The 17,234-nt window shown below is 51.5% G+C and carries 16 protein-coding genes; 14 read left to right on the top strand and 2 right to left on the bottom strand.

The genetic code is table 11. From position 1 onward, the window contains the following. Nucleotides 1-36 precede the first annotated feature (36 nt). From H3M12_RS08995 to H3M12_RS09030, 8 genes are all read left to right on the top strand, one after another. Nucleotides 37-1,083 carry a helix-turn-helix domain-containing protein gene (locus H3M12_RS08995; protein ID WP_129031465.1) on the top strand — a complete coding sequence of 349 codons (1,047 nt, stop codon included), beginning with the start codon at nucleotides 37-39 and terminating at the stop codon, nucleotides 1,081-1,083. Beyond that, nucleotides 1,080-2,513: a RecQ family ATP-dependent DNA helicase gene (locus H3M12_RS09000; protein ID WP_182150641.1), complete on the top strand. Its 1,434-nt coding sequence runs from the start codon at nucleotides 1,080-1,082 to the stop codon at nucleotides 2,511-2,513. The genes H3M12_RS08995 and H3M12_RS09000 overlap by 4 nt, the downstream gene beginning before the upstream one ends. Nucleotides 2,514-2,573: 60 nt before the next feature. Continuing rightward, nucleotides 2,574-3,200 carry an SAG1386/EF1546 family surface-associated protein gene (locus tag H3M12_RS09005; RefSeq protein WP_182150642.1) on the top strand — a complete coding sequence of 209 codons (627 nt, stop codon included), beginning with the start codon at nucleotides 2,574-2,576 and terminating at the stop codon, nucleotides 3,198-3,200. Nucleotides 3,201-3,240: 40 nt separating this feature from the next. Further along, the gene (gene cmk / locus H3M12_RS09010; protein WP_129031462.1) at nucleotides 3,241-3,927 is read left to right on the top strand and encodes a (d)CMP kinase; all 687 of its coding nucleotides are present in this window, start codon (nucleotides 3,241-3,243) and stop codon (nucleotides 3,925-3,927) included. A gap of 73 nt (nucleotides 3,928-4,000) precedes the next feature. Further along, the gene (gene rpsA, locus H3M12_RS09015; protein ID WP_129031461.1) at nucleotides 4,001-5,311 is read left to right on the top strand and encodes a 30S ribosomal protein S1; all 1,311 of its coding nucleotides are present in this window, start codon (nucleotides 4,001-4,003) and stop codon (nucleotides 5,309-5,311) included. A 100-nt stretch (nucleotides 5,312-5,411) separates the two neighbouring features. Beyond that, nucleotides 5,412-6,719 (top strand): ribosome biogenesis GTPase Der, encoded by a 1,308-nt coding sequence (gene der / locus H3M12_RS09020; RefSeq protein WP_129031460.1) that lies wholly within the window; start codon nucleotides 5,412-5,414, stop codon nucleotides 6,717-6,719. A gap of 245 nt (nucleotides 6,720-6,964) precedes the next feature. Then, the gene (locus H3M12_RS09025; RefSeq protein WP_011667553.1) at nucleotides 6,965-7,240 is read left to right on the top strand and encodes an HU family DNA-binding protein; all 276 of its coding nucleotides are present in this window, start codon (nucleotides 6,965-6,967) and stop codon (nucleotides 7,238-7,240) included. Between the two features lie 116 nt (nucleotides 7,241-7,356). Continuing rightward, nucleotides 7,357-8,628, top strand: a complete 1,272-nt coding sequence (locus H3M12_RS09030) for a tetratricopeptide repeat protein (protein WP_129031459.1) — start codon at nucleotides 7,357-7,359, stop codon at nucleotides 8,626-8,628. Nucleotides 8,629-8,771: 143 nt separating this feature from the next. Here the strand turns inward: H3M12_RS09030 and H3M12_RS09035 are convergent, their stop codons facing one another. After that, nucleotides 8,772-9,665: a YitT family protein gene (locus H3M12_RS09035; RefSeq protein WP_129031458.1), complete on the bottom strand. Its 894-nt coding sequence runs from the start codon at nucleotides 9,663-9,665 to the stop codon at nucleotides 8,772-8,774. A 171-nt stretch (nucleotides 9,666-9,836) separates the two neighbouring features. On the opposite strand from H3M12_RS09035, the gene H3M12_RS09040 reads away from it, so the two are divergent. The 4 genes from H3M12_RS09040 to H3M12_RS09055 are packed head-to-tail and all read left to right on the top strand — an operon-like array spanning nucleotide 9,837 to nucleotide 14,437. Beyond that, a complete protein-coding gene (locus tag H3M12_RS09040; protein WP_182150643.1) occupies nucleotides 9,837-11,036 on the top strand; it encodes a CCA tRNA nucleotidyltransferase in 1,200 nt (399 codons plus the stop codon). A 33-nt stretch (nucleotides 11,037-11,069) separates the two neighbouring features. Beyond that, nucleotides 11,070-12,962: an ABC-F family ATP-binding cassette domain-containing protein gene (locus H3M12_RS09045; protein WP_129031456.1), complete on the top strand. Its 1,893-nt coding sequence runs from the start codon at nucleotides 11,070-11,072 to the stop codon at nucleotides 12,960-12,962. Nucleotides 12,963-12,981: 19 nt separating this feature from the next. Further along, on the top strand, nucleotides 12,982-13,932 hold the full coding sequence (locus H3M12_RS09050; RefSeq protein ID WP_129031455.1) for a thymidylate synthase: 951 nt from the start codon (nucleotides 12,982-12,984) through the stop codon (nucleotides 13,930-13,932). Between the two features lie 13 nt (nucleotides 13,933-13,945). Beyond that, nucleotides 13,946-14,437, top strand: coding sequence for a dihydrofolate reductase (locus H3M12_RS09055; protein WP_129031454.1), 492 nt, complete (start codon nucleotides 13,946-13,948; stop codon nucleotides 14,435-14,437). Nucleotides 14,438-14,605: 168 nt separating this feature from the next. On the opposite strand, the gene trhA is transcribed toward H3M12_RS09055, so the two are convergent. Then, the gene (gene trhA, locus H3M12_RS09060; protein WP_182150644.1) at nucleotides 14,606-15,247 is read right to left on the bottom strand and encodes a PAQR family membrane homeostasis protein TrhA; all 642 of its coding nucleotides are present in this window, start codon (nucleotides 15,245-15,247) and stop codon (nucleotides 14,606-14,608) included. Nucleotides 15,248-15,384: 137 nt separating this feature from the next. On the opposite strand from trhA, the gene H3M12_RS09065 reads away from it, so the two are divergent. Together H3M12_RS09065 and H3M12_RS09070 are read left to right on the top strand one after the other, a co-directional pair. Beyond that, on the top strand, nucleotides 15,385-16,236 hold the full coding sequence (locus H3M12_RS09065) for a DegV family protein (protein WP_129031452.1): 852 nt from the start codon (nucleotides 15,385-15,387) through the stop codon (nucleotides 16,234-16,236). Nucleotides 16,237-16,310: 74 nt separating this feature from the next. Further along, a complete protein-coding gene (locus H3M12_RS09070; protein WP_129031451.1) occupies nucleotides 16,311-17,231 on the top strand; it encodes an SGNH/GDSL hydrolase family protein in 921 nt (306 codons plus the stop codon). The last annotated feature ends 3 nt before the right edge of the window (nucleotides 17,232-17,234 follow it).

Here is a 17,234-nt window from a genome sequence, read left to right on the forward strand (position 1 = left end):
CTAAAGAAGACTAAACGAACGAAAGGGGGGAGTGCGGTGACACCGCAAGACCTATTACAGTTGTTAAGCCAGCGGCAGGTGCGGCGCTTGCGGGTGATTGAGAATCTCTTACGGGGCCGTAAAACCGTGTCCACTCTGTATTGGGGGCAACGGTACGGACTCCTCTACTTACTAGGCCTCGATAAGGCGTTACAGCGGGGCGCGTTGGACCAGGTAGCGCAGACTTTGGTGACCCAACGATTAGCCGCCTGGACGCAAGATGAGCAGCCCCAGTTACGACTAACGCCAGCGGGGCATACGCAGCAACAGGCGACGACTTATTATCACCCGCAAACGGCTTTGACCTGGCCACGAGTTGATTTGAAATTAGTGACGCAACGACTCTTTTTAGCTGTCCAGGTGGTCTCACAGTACGCCCATCATAACGTGCAGTACTATCCTTTGATGACGGATCTCGCGACGCAGCAAGCGGTTCGACAGTGGTTTCACCAAATTAAAAGCACAGCTTTAGCACAAATGGTGCTCACGGCTTTGACGCACAGTTTGACCCAATTGCCAGAATTGACGGCGATGGTGACAACGGCTGGTTTGAGTGGGTATCAGCAACCTGGCCAGACCACGGCCCAGCTAGCGCGGACCTACCAAGAATCGGCCTGGGAGATTTACTTACGGCGAGTCGACGGGGTGATTCAAATTGCGACCGATGCTCGAAAGCGTGACCATCCGTTACACCCCCTCTTGGCACCGGCCTGGCAAACGCCGGTGACGCGTAGTGCGCAAGCCACGTTAGCTGCTGTGACGACCACGTCGTTATCGTTAGATCAGGTCGCTCAACAGCGGCACATCAAACCCAGCACGGTGCGCGAACATCTGTTAGAAGCCGCCATCATGTTGCCGGTGACCGCGGTGCCTTACGACCGCTTATTGCCGCAGACGACACGCCAGGACCTGCTCGCAGCATTGCCCGGAGCACTAGATGACTGGGAATATATGGCGTTGACGCCAGAACTGCAGGCACGTTACGATTTTTTCACCTTTCGGTTACTCGCGATTTGGTGCGGAAAGCAAGGTGAGATGGCATGATGGAATCATTGACGGCGAGTTTGAAACGTGGCTTCGGGCACACAACCTTTCGTGAAGGACAACAAGCCGCCCTGACGGCACTTGAACAACACCAGGATACCTTGGCCGTTCTTCCGACTGGAGCCGGTAAAACCTTAATTTATCAGCTCTACGGGTACCGGCATGCTGGTTGCGTCCTTATCGTGTCACCGTTGTTAGCGTTGATGACCGACCAAGTCAACCGGATGCGCGTGGCCGGGTTTCGCCGGGTCGCAGCCATTACGTCGTTGACCAGTTACGCGGAACGCCAGGTGATTTTGGCCCACTTCGCGGACTATCAGTTCTTATTCTTGTCGCCAGAGATGTTAGCTCAGCCCACGATGTTGGCGCAAGTCCAACAACTGCGGCTCAGTTTGCTAGTGATCGACGAGGCCCACTGCATCGTCCAGTGGGGACCGGATTTTCGGCCAGAATACTTATTGTTGGGGGCAATCCGGGAAAGATTGGCACGACCGTTGACGTTGATGTTAACAGCCACGGCCGATTCTGCCACCCAACACGAAATCGCCAAACAGTTGCGCACAACGCCGCAGATCATCACGGAATCCATTGACCGGCCAAGCATCTTCCTCGATGTGGAGGCGGTCGCTAACGATGCTGAGAAGCGGGAGCGCCTCTTACAATTGGTCTCTCAGTTAGTTTTTCCGGGAGTGGTCTACTTCTCAAGCAAACAACTGGCCAGCGACATGGCCCAATGGTTACAGGAACAAACGGGGTTACCGATTGCTGCTTATCATGCGGGTTTGTCCAGCGAGGATCGCTTTAAGATTCAACAACAGTTTATGGCAGGCGAATTGGCAGTGATCTGTGCGACCAGTGCGTTTGGGATGGGGATCGATAAGAACGATATTCGCTACGTGATCCATTACCACTTGCCCACTGATTTAGGGAGTTACGCCCAAGAAATGGGCCGAGCTGGCCGGGATGGGCAACAGAGCTTGGCCGTGTTATTGTCGGCGCCGGGAGATGAACGCTTGCCACTGACCTTGATGGAGGCCAACCGGCCCGATGACACGACCATACAGCGGTTTTACGCCCATCCGCAGGCTTTCGATTCCGATGATCCGGGCATCGCTCTGTTGACGTTTTACTATCAACATGGGATTTCGCTGGCAGCGGTGCAGACGTTATTTACCCGTCGTGAGCAAGAACGGCATCACGCACTGGCCCAAATGCTGGCGTATGCCCGTGAACCAGATTGTTTGCGTGACCGCTGGTTAACGGCATTTGGACAGGCGGACTCGACACACACGGCGAAGTGTTGTGCCCCGGCTAAGGTCCCATTAGACTTAGCTGCCCTTGGCTTAAAACGGACGGTTCAACCGGCGGTAAACCCCGTCACACTGGACTGGCGCGCCCGTTTAGAAACGCTATTTTTATCGAATAATTAAGGAATTCAACGATGGGGTATGGTACAATTACCGGTGGAAGTTTTTCAGGGAGGTTAGATGATGAGTCAGAAACGTGACGAGCAAACGCCTAAGGACCAAACGTCGCGGCCGTGGGAACAGTCGTTTGCTGATGATCGGGACGATCAGGGGAACCTGTCGCGAACGAAGATGCGACGCCAAAATCATAGTAATACCATGGTAACGGTCATTTTGGTGGCTATTATTATTGTTATTGCGGCGGCTTCATTGGTTTACGGTCTGGCCCGGCAGAGTTCGGTCAATCGGCCCCAGAACAACAATACGGAGAAGGTCGCCGCCGGCTCGTCGAGTTCTAAGTCGACGAGTGCCAAAAGTTCGAGTCACCACGCGAAGAAACAAGCGACCAAAAAGGCCAAAGATAGTTCGGATACGAAGACGACAACTGCTAGTTCGACGGAGACCGCGACTAGCAGTTCTTCGGCTGCCGACACCACGACAACAACTTCGAGTAGTCAGGCGGCATCCAGTAGCCAGGCGACCTCGTCGTCCAGCAGCAGTACCAGTAAAAAGTACACCACGGTTGAATCTGGCCAAGGGGTCTACCGGGTCGCAACCAATGCGGGTATCTCGGAACAGAAATTACTAGAGCTGAACGGGTTATCTTCTGGGGCGACGGTCCATCCAGGCCAACGGTTACGGATTCGTTAATCAACCTTTAAAATCATTTTAATTATAGGAGTTAGACAGTATGGCTAAGCAAGGGTTACAAGTTGCCATTGATGGGCCGGCCTCCGCAGGGAAGAGCACGGTTGCCAAAATTGTGGCACAACGTTTTCATTATATTTATTGTGATACCGGGGCGATGTACCGGGCCATCACGTGGAAGGCACTGCAAACGGGAACTGATTTAGGCGATGAAGCCAAAATCGCCGATTTACTCGCACACAGCGAGATTCGGTTTGAACCAGGGACCCCGACGCAAAAGGTCTTCGTCGACGACACCGAAGTGACGTTAGCGATTCGGCAACCGGACGTGACCAATTCGGTCTCACAGGTGTCGGCTTTACCTGCAATTCGTAAAGAACTTACGTCGCGCCAACGGCAAATTGCGGCCGAGGGCGGCATCGTCATGGACGGTCGCGATATCGGCGCTACCGTGCTACCTAACGCGCAGGTCAAAATTTTCATGGTGGCGAGCGTGGCAGAACGGGCGCAACGCCGATTGAAGGATAATGCGGCTAAAGGCATCACCACACCTTTAGCCACGTTGAAGCACGAAATTGAAGAACGGGACCGGAAAGATTCGACTCGAGCTGTTTCTCCGTTGACCCAAGCAACCGATGCCATTCGGTTAGATACCACGTCATTATCGATTGAACAAGTGGCGGATCGGATCGCTGAAATTATTCGCGAAAAAGAAATGCAAGAGAAATAGGCATTTTACTAGCTTTTATCGCTATAATCAGATAAAATGGTGTTTAGAGTTGTCGCAAGGAGGAAATATTCGCATGAGTGAAAATGGCACGAGTCAAAACAATGATAACAACGATTTGCTAAACGCGTTGAATAACGTGGATAACGTGAAGGTCGGCGATGTTGTTAAGGGTGAAATCTTAGCAATCGACGACGATCAACAAGCAATCGTTGGAATCGGTGAAACTGGAATCGAAGGGGTCGTTCCGCGTAAGGAACTCTCCACGAAGCCAGTTGATGATATTAAATCAGTAATTAAAGTCGGGGACGTTTTAGACCTCGTCGTAATCTCACGGATTGGTAACGATAAGGAAGGCGGAAGCTACTTGCTTTCCCAATGTCGTTTGGAAGCCCGGAAGGTCTGGGACGATATTCAAAAAGAATACGAAGCCGGTCATACGTTGACGGTTCCAGTGACCCAGGTCGTTAAGGGTGGCTTGGTCGTTGATGCTGGTGTCCGGGGCTTTGTTCCGGCATCCATGGTTTCTGACCACTTCGTTGAAGATTTGTCCCAATTCAAGGGTCAAACTTTGGAATTCAAGATCGTGGAAATCGAACCTAGTGAAAACCGCTTAATCTTATCCCACCGGGCCATTGTTGAAAAGCAACGCGCTGCGCAACGGGAAAAGATCATGGCTGAGTTACAAGCTGGTGACACGGTTGAAGGTAAGGTTGCTCGTTTGACCAACTTCGGTGCCTTTGTAGACCTTGGCGGTGTGGACGGGTTAGTTCACGTTTCCGAAATCGCCTACGAACGGGTTGAAAAGCCAAGTGACGTCTTGAAGGTCGGCCAAGAAGTGAAGGTTAAGGTCTTATCTGTTGATCCAGACCGGAACCGGATTTCCTTGTCCATCAAGCAAACCTTACCAGAACCTTGGGAAGGCATCGAAGACAAGGCCCCTCAAGGCAGTGTCTTAGAAGGTAAAGTTAAGCGCCTGACCAGCTTCGGCGCCTTTGTGGAAGTCTTCCCTGGCGTTGAAGGGTTAGTTCACATTTCCCAGATTTCTCACCAACACATTGCGACGCCAGCTGACGTCTTGCAAGTAGGTCAAGAAATCAAGGTCAAGGTCTTGGACGTGCGGCCAAACGATCACCGTTTAGCGTTGTCCATCAAGGCCTTGGAAGAAAAGCCACAATCTGGTGACGAAGGTCGCGACAACGGCAACAACCGGCCACGGAACAATAACCGCGGCAATGGTGGTTCCCGTTCACGCCGGAACAACCGGAACTCTGCTGAAACTTCAACGGCTAACGCCCCAGAAGAAAGCACTGGCTTCTCTTTAGGTGACCTGATTGGCGACAGCCTGAAAAAGGACATCGAAAACCAGGAAAATAACAAAGACTAGTTAAAAGTCGAGTTAAAAGGGTCTAGAGCGAAACTTGAAGAGTTGCGTTCTGGATCCTTTTCTTGTCGGTTAAAAAACATTGCTAAAAGGAGGGATGACGATGGCTTATCCCGTAGTCGCCATTGTTGGTCGGCCAAACGTGGGTAAATCTACCCTGTTTAATCGGATCGCTGGCGAACGCATTTCCATCGTAGAAGATACGCCCGGGGTCACCCGGGACCGGATCTATGCCCCAGCAGAGTGGTTGGGGACGGAGTTTCGGATGATTGACACCGGAGGGATTGATATGGGTGACGAACCGTTTCTCACCCAAATCACCCAGCAGGCAGAAATTGCCATCGATGAGGCCGACGTGATCGTGTTGGTGGCTAGTGCCCCGGAAGGTGTCACGGACGCTGACGAAAAGGTGGCCAAGATTCTCTATCGCTCGAAGAAACCGGTGATTTTGGCGGTCAACAAAGCCGATAATCCGGAGGTTCGCGAAACAGTCTATGACTTTTACGCGTTAGGCTTCGGAGATCCCTATCCCGTTTCGGGGGCCCATGGGTTAGGTTTAGGGGACCTCTTAGACGAAATCGTGAAGAACTTTCCGACCGATGATGGGGCACCGAAGGACGATTCGATTCGCTTTAGCTTGATTGGCCGGCCCAACGTGGGGAAATCTTCGTTGGTCAATGCCCTGTTGGGCGAAGAACGGGTCATCGTTTCTGACATTGCTGGGACCACCAGAGATGCCATCGATACCAAGTTCACGGCCAATGACACCCGCTTCACCATGGTCGATACGGCTGGGATCCGTAAGCGCGGGAAGGTCTACGAGAACACGGAACGTTACAGTGTGATGCGGGCCATGCGTGCGATTGACGATTCTGACGTGGTCCTGGTGGTTTTGAACGCCGAGGAAGGCATCCGGGAACAGGATAAACGGGTCGCCGGATACGCGCACGAAGCGGGCCGGGGCATTATTATCTTGGTCAATAAGTGGGATACCCTGAATAAGGATAATCATACGTTGACGGATTTCGAAAACCTGATTCGCGCTGAATTCCAGTACCTGAGTTACGCGCCGATTCTCTTTGTGTCCGCTAAAACCGGCCAACGGTTGGACCAATTGCCGGCACTGATCAAGCGTGTGGCCACTAACCACAAGCAACGGGTCCAGTCTGCAACGTTGAACGACGTCATCATGGACGCGATTGCCTTGAACCCGACGCCTTCAGATAACGGGAAGCGGCTACGGGTCTACTATGCGACGCAGGTCGCGGTAGCACCGCCGACCTTCGTGGTCTTCGTCAACGACCCGAAGATGATGCACTTCTCCTACGAACGTTTTTTGGAAAACCAAATTCGGGAACACTTCGATTTTGAGGGGACCCCGTTGCACCTAATCGAACGGGCGCGAAAGTAGTGTTTAGCCCCGCGATGTCAACCTTTTCGTCGAAAAATCGGCGAAAATGACGAAAATCATAAAATAATGCGGGAATCTGCTTAAAAAATGCCGTTATCCCTTGTCATATAAGGATTCCTGTGCTATCTTTGATAAAGAAAAGAAATGATGCGGTTTCCCCGTATTTGTTTCATCATTTTTGGACCACTCAAAAATGATCACTAGATGGCCAACGTCTAATCTTCTGTTCAGGAGGTGAATTCAAAATGGCAAACAAAGCACAATTGGTTAGCGATGTTGCAACTGCAACGGGTTTAACTAAAAAGGACGCAACGGCTGCAGTTGATGCAGTCTTCGATTCTGTCCAAGCAACGTTAGCTAAAGGCGAAAAGGTTCAATTAATCGGCTTTGGTAACTTTGAAGTCCGTGAACGTGCAGCTCGTAAGGGCCGTAACCCACAAACTGGACAAGAAATCCAAATTCCTGCAAGCAAAGTCCCTGCGTTCAAGCCAGGGAAGGCTTTAAAGGACGCCGTTAAATAATTAACCTTAACTATTTAATGGATAAAAGGCCAGCCCGGTCGTCGGACTGGTTTTTTATTACGCACCGATAATAAGTTGAAGAGTTGTAATTTGATGAGCTGAGGAGGCCAAAGCAGATGAGTTACGCACAAACCGCATTGGATCAACTGGAAAAGGGACAACTCGCGGCGTTTAAGAAGCAGTACGCGTTAGCACTGCGGCACGATGACGATGACACGCTGTTTAGCTTAGCGGAGGAGCTGTATTCGTTAGGCTTCTTGAACCAGTCCCGGCGAATTTATGAAAAACTGTTGGCGAAGTACCCCGATGAAGACGAGTTACGGACTAACTTAGCCGACATCGCCATCGATGAGGATAAGAACGATGAGGCTCTCGATTATTTGAACCAGGTCAAGCCGGATTCGCCGGCGTACGTCCAGTCCTTGATGGTCGCTGCAGATCTGTATCAGACCCAGGAACTCTTTGAGGTCAGTGAACAGAAGCTCCTGACGGCCAAGAAATTAGCCCCCGACGAGCCGGTAATCACCTTTGCGCTGGCCGAGTTATACTTCACTATGCGCGAGTTCCGGAAGGCCATTCCACTGTATTTGGATTTGATCAAGGCTGGCACGACCAGTCTATCGCGGGTGAACTTGGTTGAACGGCTCGGAGTGGCTTATGCCAACGCGGGGCGGTTTGAACAGGCTATCGGCTACCTCAAGCAGATTCACCCCGGGGACATGACGGCAGACGTGAAGTTTGAGACGGCCTTTACCTACCTGCAACTCAAGGAACGGCCGAGCGCCATCCACTTGTTTGAAGAACTCAAGGATAGTGACCCGAATTACACGTCGTTGTACCCGTATCTAGGGCAATCCTTAGAAGAAGAGAATCGCCTTCCCGAAGCGCTGACCACGTTACAGGAAGGCCTCGGTGTCGACCAGTACAACGAGAAGCTCTGGCTTCAGGCTGCCCACGTGGCGACTCGGCTCGATGACGAGAAATTAGCTGAGAAATATTTGAAGAAGGGCCACGGCCTGGATGCTGACGATTTGAGTGCCGTTATTCAGTTGAGTAACTTGTACGTCAAGCAAGAACGCTGGGACGAAAACGTGGCGTTGGTCCGGCCGTACCTGAGCGAAGATGGGGCGGACCCGCAACTTTACTGGAACCTGGCCGTTACGGCGGTCCATCAGGAGGACTTTGCTCATGCGCGGCAGTACTACGACGCAGCGGCACCGTTCTTCATGGATCAACCGGACTTTTTGAAGCCAGCCGTCTACTTCTACCGAGAAGAGGGCGCCCGCGACCAAGCCGTCAAATTACTAACGGCTTACGTCAAATTAGTGCCGGACGATGCCGACATGGCGTTACTGCTGGATAGCTATCACGACGAAGATATCGATTAAAGCTGAGAGAGGGATTGTTGCCGGTGCGGAACAATCCTTTTTTTAATTGAGCAGTTATATAAAAATTACTTTAACTTAAACCATCACCAAAAACAAGCAACCGCAAAACCCGCGGTTGCCAGAAACCAAACCGGCAAAACCGGTCAACGCTTAATTCGGTCCCAGAGACGCCGTTTGGGGACCGCAAAGCTGAAGCCTTCTCCCAGGGCCTCGGCGACGCTAATAATCGACACAAAGGCGTGAGGATCGCAATCCGTGATGATTTGCCGCAGAGTGTGTAACTCGTGCGGGGCTACCACCACGTAAATAATCTTGCGTTCCCGGTGAGAATAGCCGCCTTCACCATTCACTAGACTCACGCCCCGCTGCAAACGGTCCATGATGGCGTTGGTGATGACCTGGTATTGGTCCGAGATGACGATGATGCCCCGTGCTGCGTAGGCACCTTCTTGCGTGAAGTTGACAATACGCGTCATAATGAACGAATAAATCAGGGTGTAGGCCATGTGGGGAACATTGATGTAGACTAACGAAATCAGTAAGATAATGACGTCTAACCAGAGTAACGACTGACCCATGGGAACACCTAAGAAACGTTCCAGGATCCGAGCGACGATATCAGTCCCGCCGGTCGTGCCACCATAACGGTAAATCAATCCGGACCCAAAGCCCCCAGTGATGCCAGCTGCCAGGGCCGCCAACAAAAGGTCTCCCCGTAAATCGATAGCGATGGGGACCCGTTGCCAGATCCACAAAAAGACCGAGAGCATGACGGTGCCATAAACGGTATAAATCAATGATTGCTTGCCCAAGTAGCGGTATCCGATGGCCAACAAGGGGACGTTGATGAGAATCGTGGAATAGGCTGGGTCGAAGTGAAACAGCGCCCGAATGATCAAGGTAATCCCGGAGATACCACCATCTGCAAAATGATTTGCAATGTTAAAGAACACTAAGCTGAACGCCAAGGCCTCACACCCTAAGCCAATCATCAGCAGGTCCAACACCCGAATTTTTTCCTCTTGAACTTGTTGCATACCATGTCCCCTCCAACCAAAATAAACTTGATAGGTTCATGATAGCATAAGTGACGTGTTTTCCCGCAGCGGACAGCCAGGTCACTGCGGTCTGTACATTCAATTCTGCGCGGTAATCTGTTAGACTAGCAAAGGAAGACTTTTCGATAACCTGGCAAGGGGGGAGACGTTATGCAGTTAGAACATTTACCACGGGACTTTGAGCTCGCCCGACCGGTCTTACAGACCATCGAACAGGCTGGTTTTGAGGCCTATTTTGTCGGGGGCAGTGTCCGTGACACGATTTTAGGCAAGAAGATTCACGATGTCGATATCGCCACGAGTGCGTACCCCGATGATATCAAACACCTTTTTAAGCGGACGGTCGATACCGGTATCGACCATGGGACCGTGATGATTCTCGATCACGGTACGGGATACGAAACCACGACCTTTCGTTCCGAATCCACTTATACGGACTTTCGGCGCCCAGACCACGTGACCTTCGTCCGCTCTTTAAGGGAAGATTTAAAACGTCGCGATTTCACCATTAACGCATTAGCGATGCGAGAAAATGGTGAGGTCATCGATTTGTTTGATGGCTTAGCTGATTTGAAAAATCGTCAGATTAGAGCGGTGGGCGACCCACAAGAACGGTTCCACGAAGACGCTCTGCGAATGATGCGAGCAGTCCGCTTTGCCAGTCAGCTCGACTTTGACATTGTGCCGGCGACCTTAACGGCCATGGCCGACCACGCCAACTTACTGGCAAAGATTGCGGTCGAACGGACCCAGGTCGAACTCCTGAAGCTGTTCACGGGACAAACACCTCAGCGCGGGCTTAACGCCATGCTAAAGACACAATTGTGGCGCTATTGTCCGGGCTTCGACCACCAAGAGGCCGCCTTGACACATTTGGCCCAGCGGTTGACCACTGGGGTGAGCGGTGAGGTGGCAGCTTGGGCGTTATTAAGCCTCAGTTTTGGCTTGGACCATGAGCAAACTACGCAATTTCTCAAGCATTGGAAGACCTCTAACCAGGTGGCTACGGACGTTCAGGCGGTGGCCGTTGCGGCGCAAGCTCTCATGACGCAACCACTGGATGCCTGGCAACTTTATCGCTGTGGCGCCAACCGGGTCCCTATCGCGAATGAAGTGGCGGTCATTTTAGGCGCACCGGACCGGGCTAAGCAGTTGACTGAAGCAATCGCCGCGTTACCGATTCAGCAAAAGCGGGATGTAGCGCTAACGGGTAAGGACTTGATGCAGGCTGGGGTTCAGCCAGGCCCCCAACTGGGGCAAATCCTAGCAACCTTAGAACGTCAAGTTGTGATGGGCGTAGTGGCCAACGACCGTGAGGCTCTGTTGGCCCAAGCCCAGACCTTGAACTAATTTTTGAACTAAAGAGGGTAGTGACGAAAACTTATGCAAACTTTGCGCGCGGAAAACCTACACCGAACTTATGGTGAAAAAACGCTTTTTGATAATTTGAACTTTATTATTAACGAACACGACCGCATTGGGTTGATTGGGGTTAACGGAAGCGGGAAGACCTCGCTACTCAACACCTTGTCCGGTGTCAATAACGACCAGACAGGGACCATTAGTACTCCTAAGGACTATACGATTGGTTATTTGACCCAGAAACCCGCCCTGGATGCCAATTTAACTGTGATGGATGCGGTCTTTTCCGGGGACCAATCCGTCTTTGTGACGATTCGGCGCTACGAAGCGGCTCTCGAGGCCTACGGGCAACACCCTGAAGATGCCAAGGCGCAGAAACGGTACTTAGATGCCGAAGCTAAAATGAATGAAGAGGACGCTTGGACCGCCGAAAGCGACGTTAAAACCATCCTCACACAACTGAAAATCACAGATTTGTCGCAACCCATCAAGACACTGTCGGGGGGGCAGGTCAAGCGGGTCGGATTGGCTCAAGTGTTGATTCAGTCACCTGATCTCTTGTTGCTGGATGAACCGACTAACCACTTGGACTTCGATTCCATCGCCTGGTTACAACAGTACCTGACATCGTATAAGGGCGCGCTACTAGTCGTGACCCATGACCGGTACTTCCTGGACCAAATTGCCAATCAAATCTGGGAGCTTGACTTTGGGAAACTTTACCAGTATCCCAGTAACTACCAGGCATATGTTCAGGAAAAGGCCGAACGGGTCAGCCAGGAGGCCGAGGCTGAACAGAAATCCAAGCGTCTTTATCAACAGGAATTAGCCTGGATGAAGGCTGGAGCCAAGGCCCGATCAACCAAACAAAATGCCCGGATCAATCGGTTCCATGAGTTAGCAAATCAGCAAGGTACCCGGCAAGTGCAACAGCACGTTTCTATTTCCTTGGGCCAACAACGCTTGGGGAAAAAAGTCATCGAGCTTAAGGATGCTAAGTTGACCCTGGGAGGCCACCTGATTTTGAATGGGTTTAGCGACCTGATTCAGGGAGGCGAACGCATTGGAATCAGTGGTGAGAACGGGGCCGGTAAGTCGAGCCTGCTCAATGTGATTGCGGGCAAGTTGCCGCTCGATTCGGGCATCATTGACGTGGGGGAAACGGTCAAAATGGCTTACTACACCCAGCAAATCGAGCCAATTCCCGAAGATAAGCGGATGATCAACTACTTATCCGAAGTTGGCCAGCACGTGACCGATAAACAGGGGAACTCCGTCAGCGTCACCGAATTGCTAGAACAATTCTTATTCCCCCGGTTCATGCACGGGACGTTGATTCGAAAATTGTCCGGTGGGGAGAAACGGCGGTTATATCTGCTCAAGCTTTTGATGGAACAGCCGAACGTCCTCTTGCTCGACGAACCGACCAACGACTTGGATATTAGTACCTTGACCGTACTGGAAGACTACATTGCGCAGTTTGCCGGGACCGTCATAACGGTTTCCCATGACCGTTACTTTTTGGATAAGGTTGCCGACCGCTTATTGATTTTTGACGGTAACGGTCAAATCGAGCGCTACTCCGGTCAATTCAGTGATTACTTGGCCGCGCAACAACAGACGACCACTAAGCCGAAGCCAACGCACGAGAAACCGAAGAACGCGGATCCGGAACCTAACCAGCCCAAGAAAAAGGTCAAGCTGACCTACGCCGAACAGAAAGAATGGGAAGGCATCGAAGACGTGATTGACGGGCTCGAAGCCAAGAAGGCCGCCGTGCAAAAGGACATGAACGCCAACGGTGATGATTATGATAAGTTAGCTGACCTGCAGCAGCAGCTTGACGACCTAGACAAACAGCTCGACGAAAAAGTAGCCCGCTGGGAATATCTCAGCGAGTATGCCGAAGATTAGAGGGGGACACACCAGAACTATGCTAGAAGACGCTTATTTGAATTTGGAACGAACCGTATTAACACAGGGCCACGAGAAGACCGACCGGACCGGTACCGGGACCATCAGTCTATTTGGCTACCAGATGCGGTTCAATTTACAGGAAGGGTTCCCGTTGTTGACCACCAAAAAAGTCCCGTTTGGCCTGATCAAGTCAGAACTACTGTGGTTCTTGCGCGGCGAGACCAACATTCGCTTTCTGTTGCAACACCATAACCACATCTGGGACGAATGGGCCTTTCAACGTTACGTCGAAAGTGCCGATTATCACGGCCCTGATATGCACGACTTTGGCCGCCGTTCGCTCGTTGATGCCGACTTCAACCGGCAGTACCAAGCCGAAAAAAAGGCCTTTTGCGACCGCATCTTAAACGACCAAGCATTTGGTGATCAATATGGCGACTTAGGCCTCGTTTATGGTCGGCAATGGCGCGCGTGGGAGGGCCATAACGGTCAGACCATCGACCAGTTAGCCAATGTGATTCAAACGTTACGGACTCACCCGGATTCACGGCGGATGATTGTCTCAGCCTGGAATCCGGCCGACGTGCCATCTATGGCATTACCACCGTGCCACACGTTGTTCCAGTTCTACGTCAATGATGGCCGCTTGAGTTGCCAGCTTTACCAGCGCAGCGGTGATATTTTCTTGGGGGTACCCTTCAATATCGCCAGTTACGCCTTATTAACCAACTTGATTGCCAAAGAAGTCGGTTTGGAACCGGGAGACTTTGTACACACTTTAGGCGATGCCCACATCTACAAGAACCACTTGGAACAGGTCAAGACTCAATTGACACGGACGCCTAAGGCCGCACCTAAACTTTGGTTGAACCCCGATAAGTCCAGCATCTTCGATTACGACATGACCGACATCAAGGTGACCGATTACGACCCAGCCCCGGCGATTAAAGCGCCGGTTGCCGTCTAAGGGAGGGACGCGTATGTTAATTTTTCTCTGGGCCGAAAGTAATGGCGGCGTGATTGGCTATCAGGGACAATTGCCCTGGCACTTGCCAGCCGACATGCACTACTTCAAGACCACGACCACGGGTCATACCGTCATCGCGGGCGCCAAGACCTTCGCGTCGTTTGGCCGGCCGTTACCGCACCGGACCAACGTGGTGGTTAGCCACCGCGATGCAAGTGCTTTCCCCACGGGGGTCACGGTCTTGAACTCGCTAGATGCCGTGCGCCAATATGCTCAGGCACACTCAACAGACCAACTGTACGTTGTGGGGGGTGCCCAATTATTTTCGGGTCTGCTCAACGATGTCGACCGGTTATACCGGACCACGATTCACGCCGATTTTCCGGGAGATACCTGGATGCCCACCATTAACTATGACCAATTCATCAAGATTGGTGAGCGGGTTGGTCAACGGGATGCCACCAACCCGTATGACTTCGAATTCGAGCGCTTTGAACGGCGCTAAAAGGCAGAAATTAAATTTAGGTTAAGATTAGGCAAGCTAAAAGCAGGCCACAGATTAGATTATAGCATTTGCTATCTAATCTGTGGCCTGCTTTATTATGATGTTAGCTAGTTTTGAAGACTAGATTGAGCCGACACGTTGACCCACGGAAAGTTCACCGACCCGGGGTTACGCGTAAAATAAAATAGAAAAGTACATCAGCGCGGTGCCTAGCATCACGAACAGGTGCCAAATGACGTGACCAAAGGGAATCCGTTTGAAGCTGTACAGAATGGCGCCGACGGTAAAGGCCACGCCACCACCAAAGAGCATGGTAAAGCCAATAGGGCCTAAGCCGTGGTAAAGGGGATTGATGCCTAGTAAGCACATCCAGCCCATGACCACGTAAATGACGGTTGAGAGAACTTGGTGTTGACCTAACCAAATGGCTTTGTAGATAATTCCCAAGACGGCCATGGCCCAGATAATCCCAAACATGGTCCAGCCCAGACCACCACCGATAACTAATAGCGTGTACGGGGTGTAGGTCCCGGCAATCAATAAGTAGATGGCACAGTGGTCAAAAATTTGAAACACGTGCTTAGCCTTGGTGAAGACTAGGCTATGAAACAAGGTTGACGCCAGGTAGAACAGGACTAAGATCGACCCATAGATGGCAAAGGTGGTCATGCGTAGACCTCCCCCCTCAGCCTTGGCCTGTAGCAATAAAACGACCAGACCGGCAATGCTCAGTCCCGCGCCAATCCCGTGAGTGGCCGCGTTTAAGACCTCACTCACGATGCGATAACTCCGACTGCGTGTTGGTTCCAAACGACATCCTCCTAATTTAGGTGAGATTTACGGCAACAGCTGAAAAAAGCCGGTGAGTCTGCTATACTGTTACCGTATGTTCCATTACGAATATTGTATCATAAACCAAATTTTTGGTCAGAAAGAGTGGGATTCCCATGGCTAACATCAAAATTGTGACGGATTCGTCGGCGGGCTTGACCGACCAACAAATCCAAGATTATCACATTACCATCGTACCGTTAACCGTTATGATCGATGATACTATCTACGTAGAACGTGAATCGATCACGAATAAAGAGTTCATCGACCAGATGAAATTGTCGAAGACGTTGCCGAAAACGAGTCAACCTTCGATTGGGTCATTCGTCGAGACTTTTGACAAATTAGGTGCCGATGGTAGTGAAATTATTTGCTTCACCATGCTTGAAGCAATCAGTGGGACCATTCACGCGGCCGAACAAGCCGCGAAGTTGTCCAAGGCTACGGTCAGCGTAGTCGACAGTCAGTTTACCGACCAAGCGTTGGCCTTTCAGGTCATCGAAGCGGCTAAATTAGCCGCGGACGGGGCGGATAAAGAGACTATCATCGCCCGCGCGGCGGCAGTCCGTGACCGGACGCATTTGTTTATGGGGATCGTGACGCTCGATAACATTTTAAAGGGTGGCCGGCTCGGTCGAGCGGCTGGTTTATTGACGTCACTGCTCAACATCAAGATCGTGCTGGAAGTCACCGGCGGTCAGCTCAAGATCCGGGCCAAGGGCCGGGGGATGAAGACCATCGACAAGTACTTCGATAAGGTCTACGACTTGATGGAACAGACACCAGGAATTCAATCCATTGGTATTTCACAGGTCGAAGCTTACGACAGTGTCCAAAGCGTCCAGGACCACATCCACGCCTTTCTACCGGGCAAGGATATCTTAGTCCGCGAAACGGTGCCGATTATCGCCACCCACGGGGGGCTTGGGGCTTTTGCCTTGATGTACTACACGGATCCAACTAAATAACACGTTAAACAACCAAAGAAAAAGGGGTGGCCTGGTCACCGCTTTTTCTTTATCAAGGAGGAGGTGGACGTGCCGTGAAACAGGTTAAACATCTCGGTCGCCTACTGGGGAGTGTACTCTTCATCATTTTAGTGGTGGTGGCTGCCTTAACTTATTGGCACCCGGGCACCCGCACGTTACAAACCGAAAAGCAGAGCAATCAACGGACCCACGTGCGCATCGTAGCCCTCGGTGATTCGCTCACGGCCGGTGTCGGTGACCAGCAACAAAAGGGGGGCTACCCCGGCCGGTTGGCCACGAAGATTCGCCGGACCGAACACGTCAAAGTAACGATGCATAATTACGGGGTCGCGGGCGACCGCAGTGACCAAATCGAAAAGCGCTTGGTCACCAGTCAGCCTATGCAACATCAAGTTAAGCGGGCGCAAGCCATTACACTCACAGTTGGGGGTAACGACTTGCTACAAACGTTGACGCAAAACGTGACCATTAGCCAACAGTCTAAGTTGACCAGCCAACTGACCCGGGCTGAACACGCTTATACCAAGAAGCTGACCCATTTGCTAGCTGCAATTCGAAAATACAACCCACATGCCCCAATTTATCTCTACACCATTTACAATCCAATCTACGTGTACTTCGCTAATCTACCGCAGATCACCAACGCGGTCGATGATTGGAATGCCACCACTAAGGCCACGGTCCGGCACCAAAAGGCGCTGTACGTGGTCGATATCAACCGAGCATTATCAGTGGGTCAGTATAAGTCAATCACGCAGCAAGCTAAGCTTAAACGTGCCGCGCAGGAATCTAACAATGGCAAGCTATCGGCACAGAACTTTCAAAAGCAGATTCTCGCCAGTAACACCCATGACGAGCTCAACTACTACCTGTCTACGGCGGACCATTTCCACCCAAATGCCAAAGGGTACCGTTTGATGACCCGCAAGTTATTTGCTAAAATGCAGGCGCACCCACAGTGGTTAGAGAAATAAGGA

Origin of the sequence: Levilactobacillus suantsaii (genome assembly GCF_014069315.1) — a bacterium.
Classification (GTDB): domain Bacteria; phylum Bacillota; class Bacilli; order Lactobacillales; family Lactobacillaceae; genus Levilactobacillus; species Levilactobacillus suantsaii.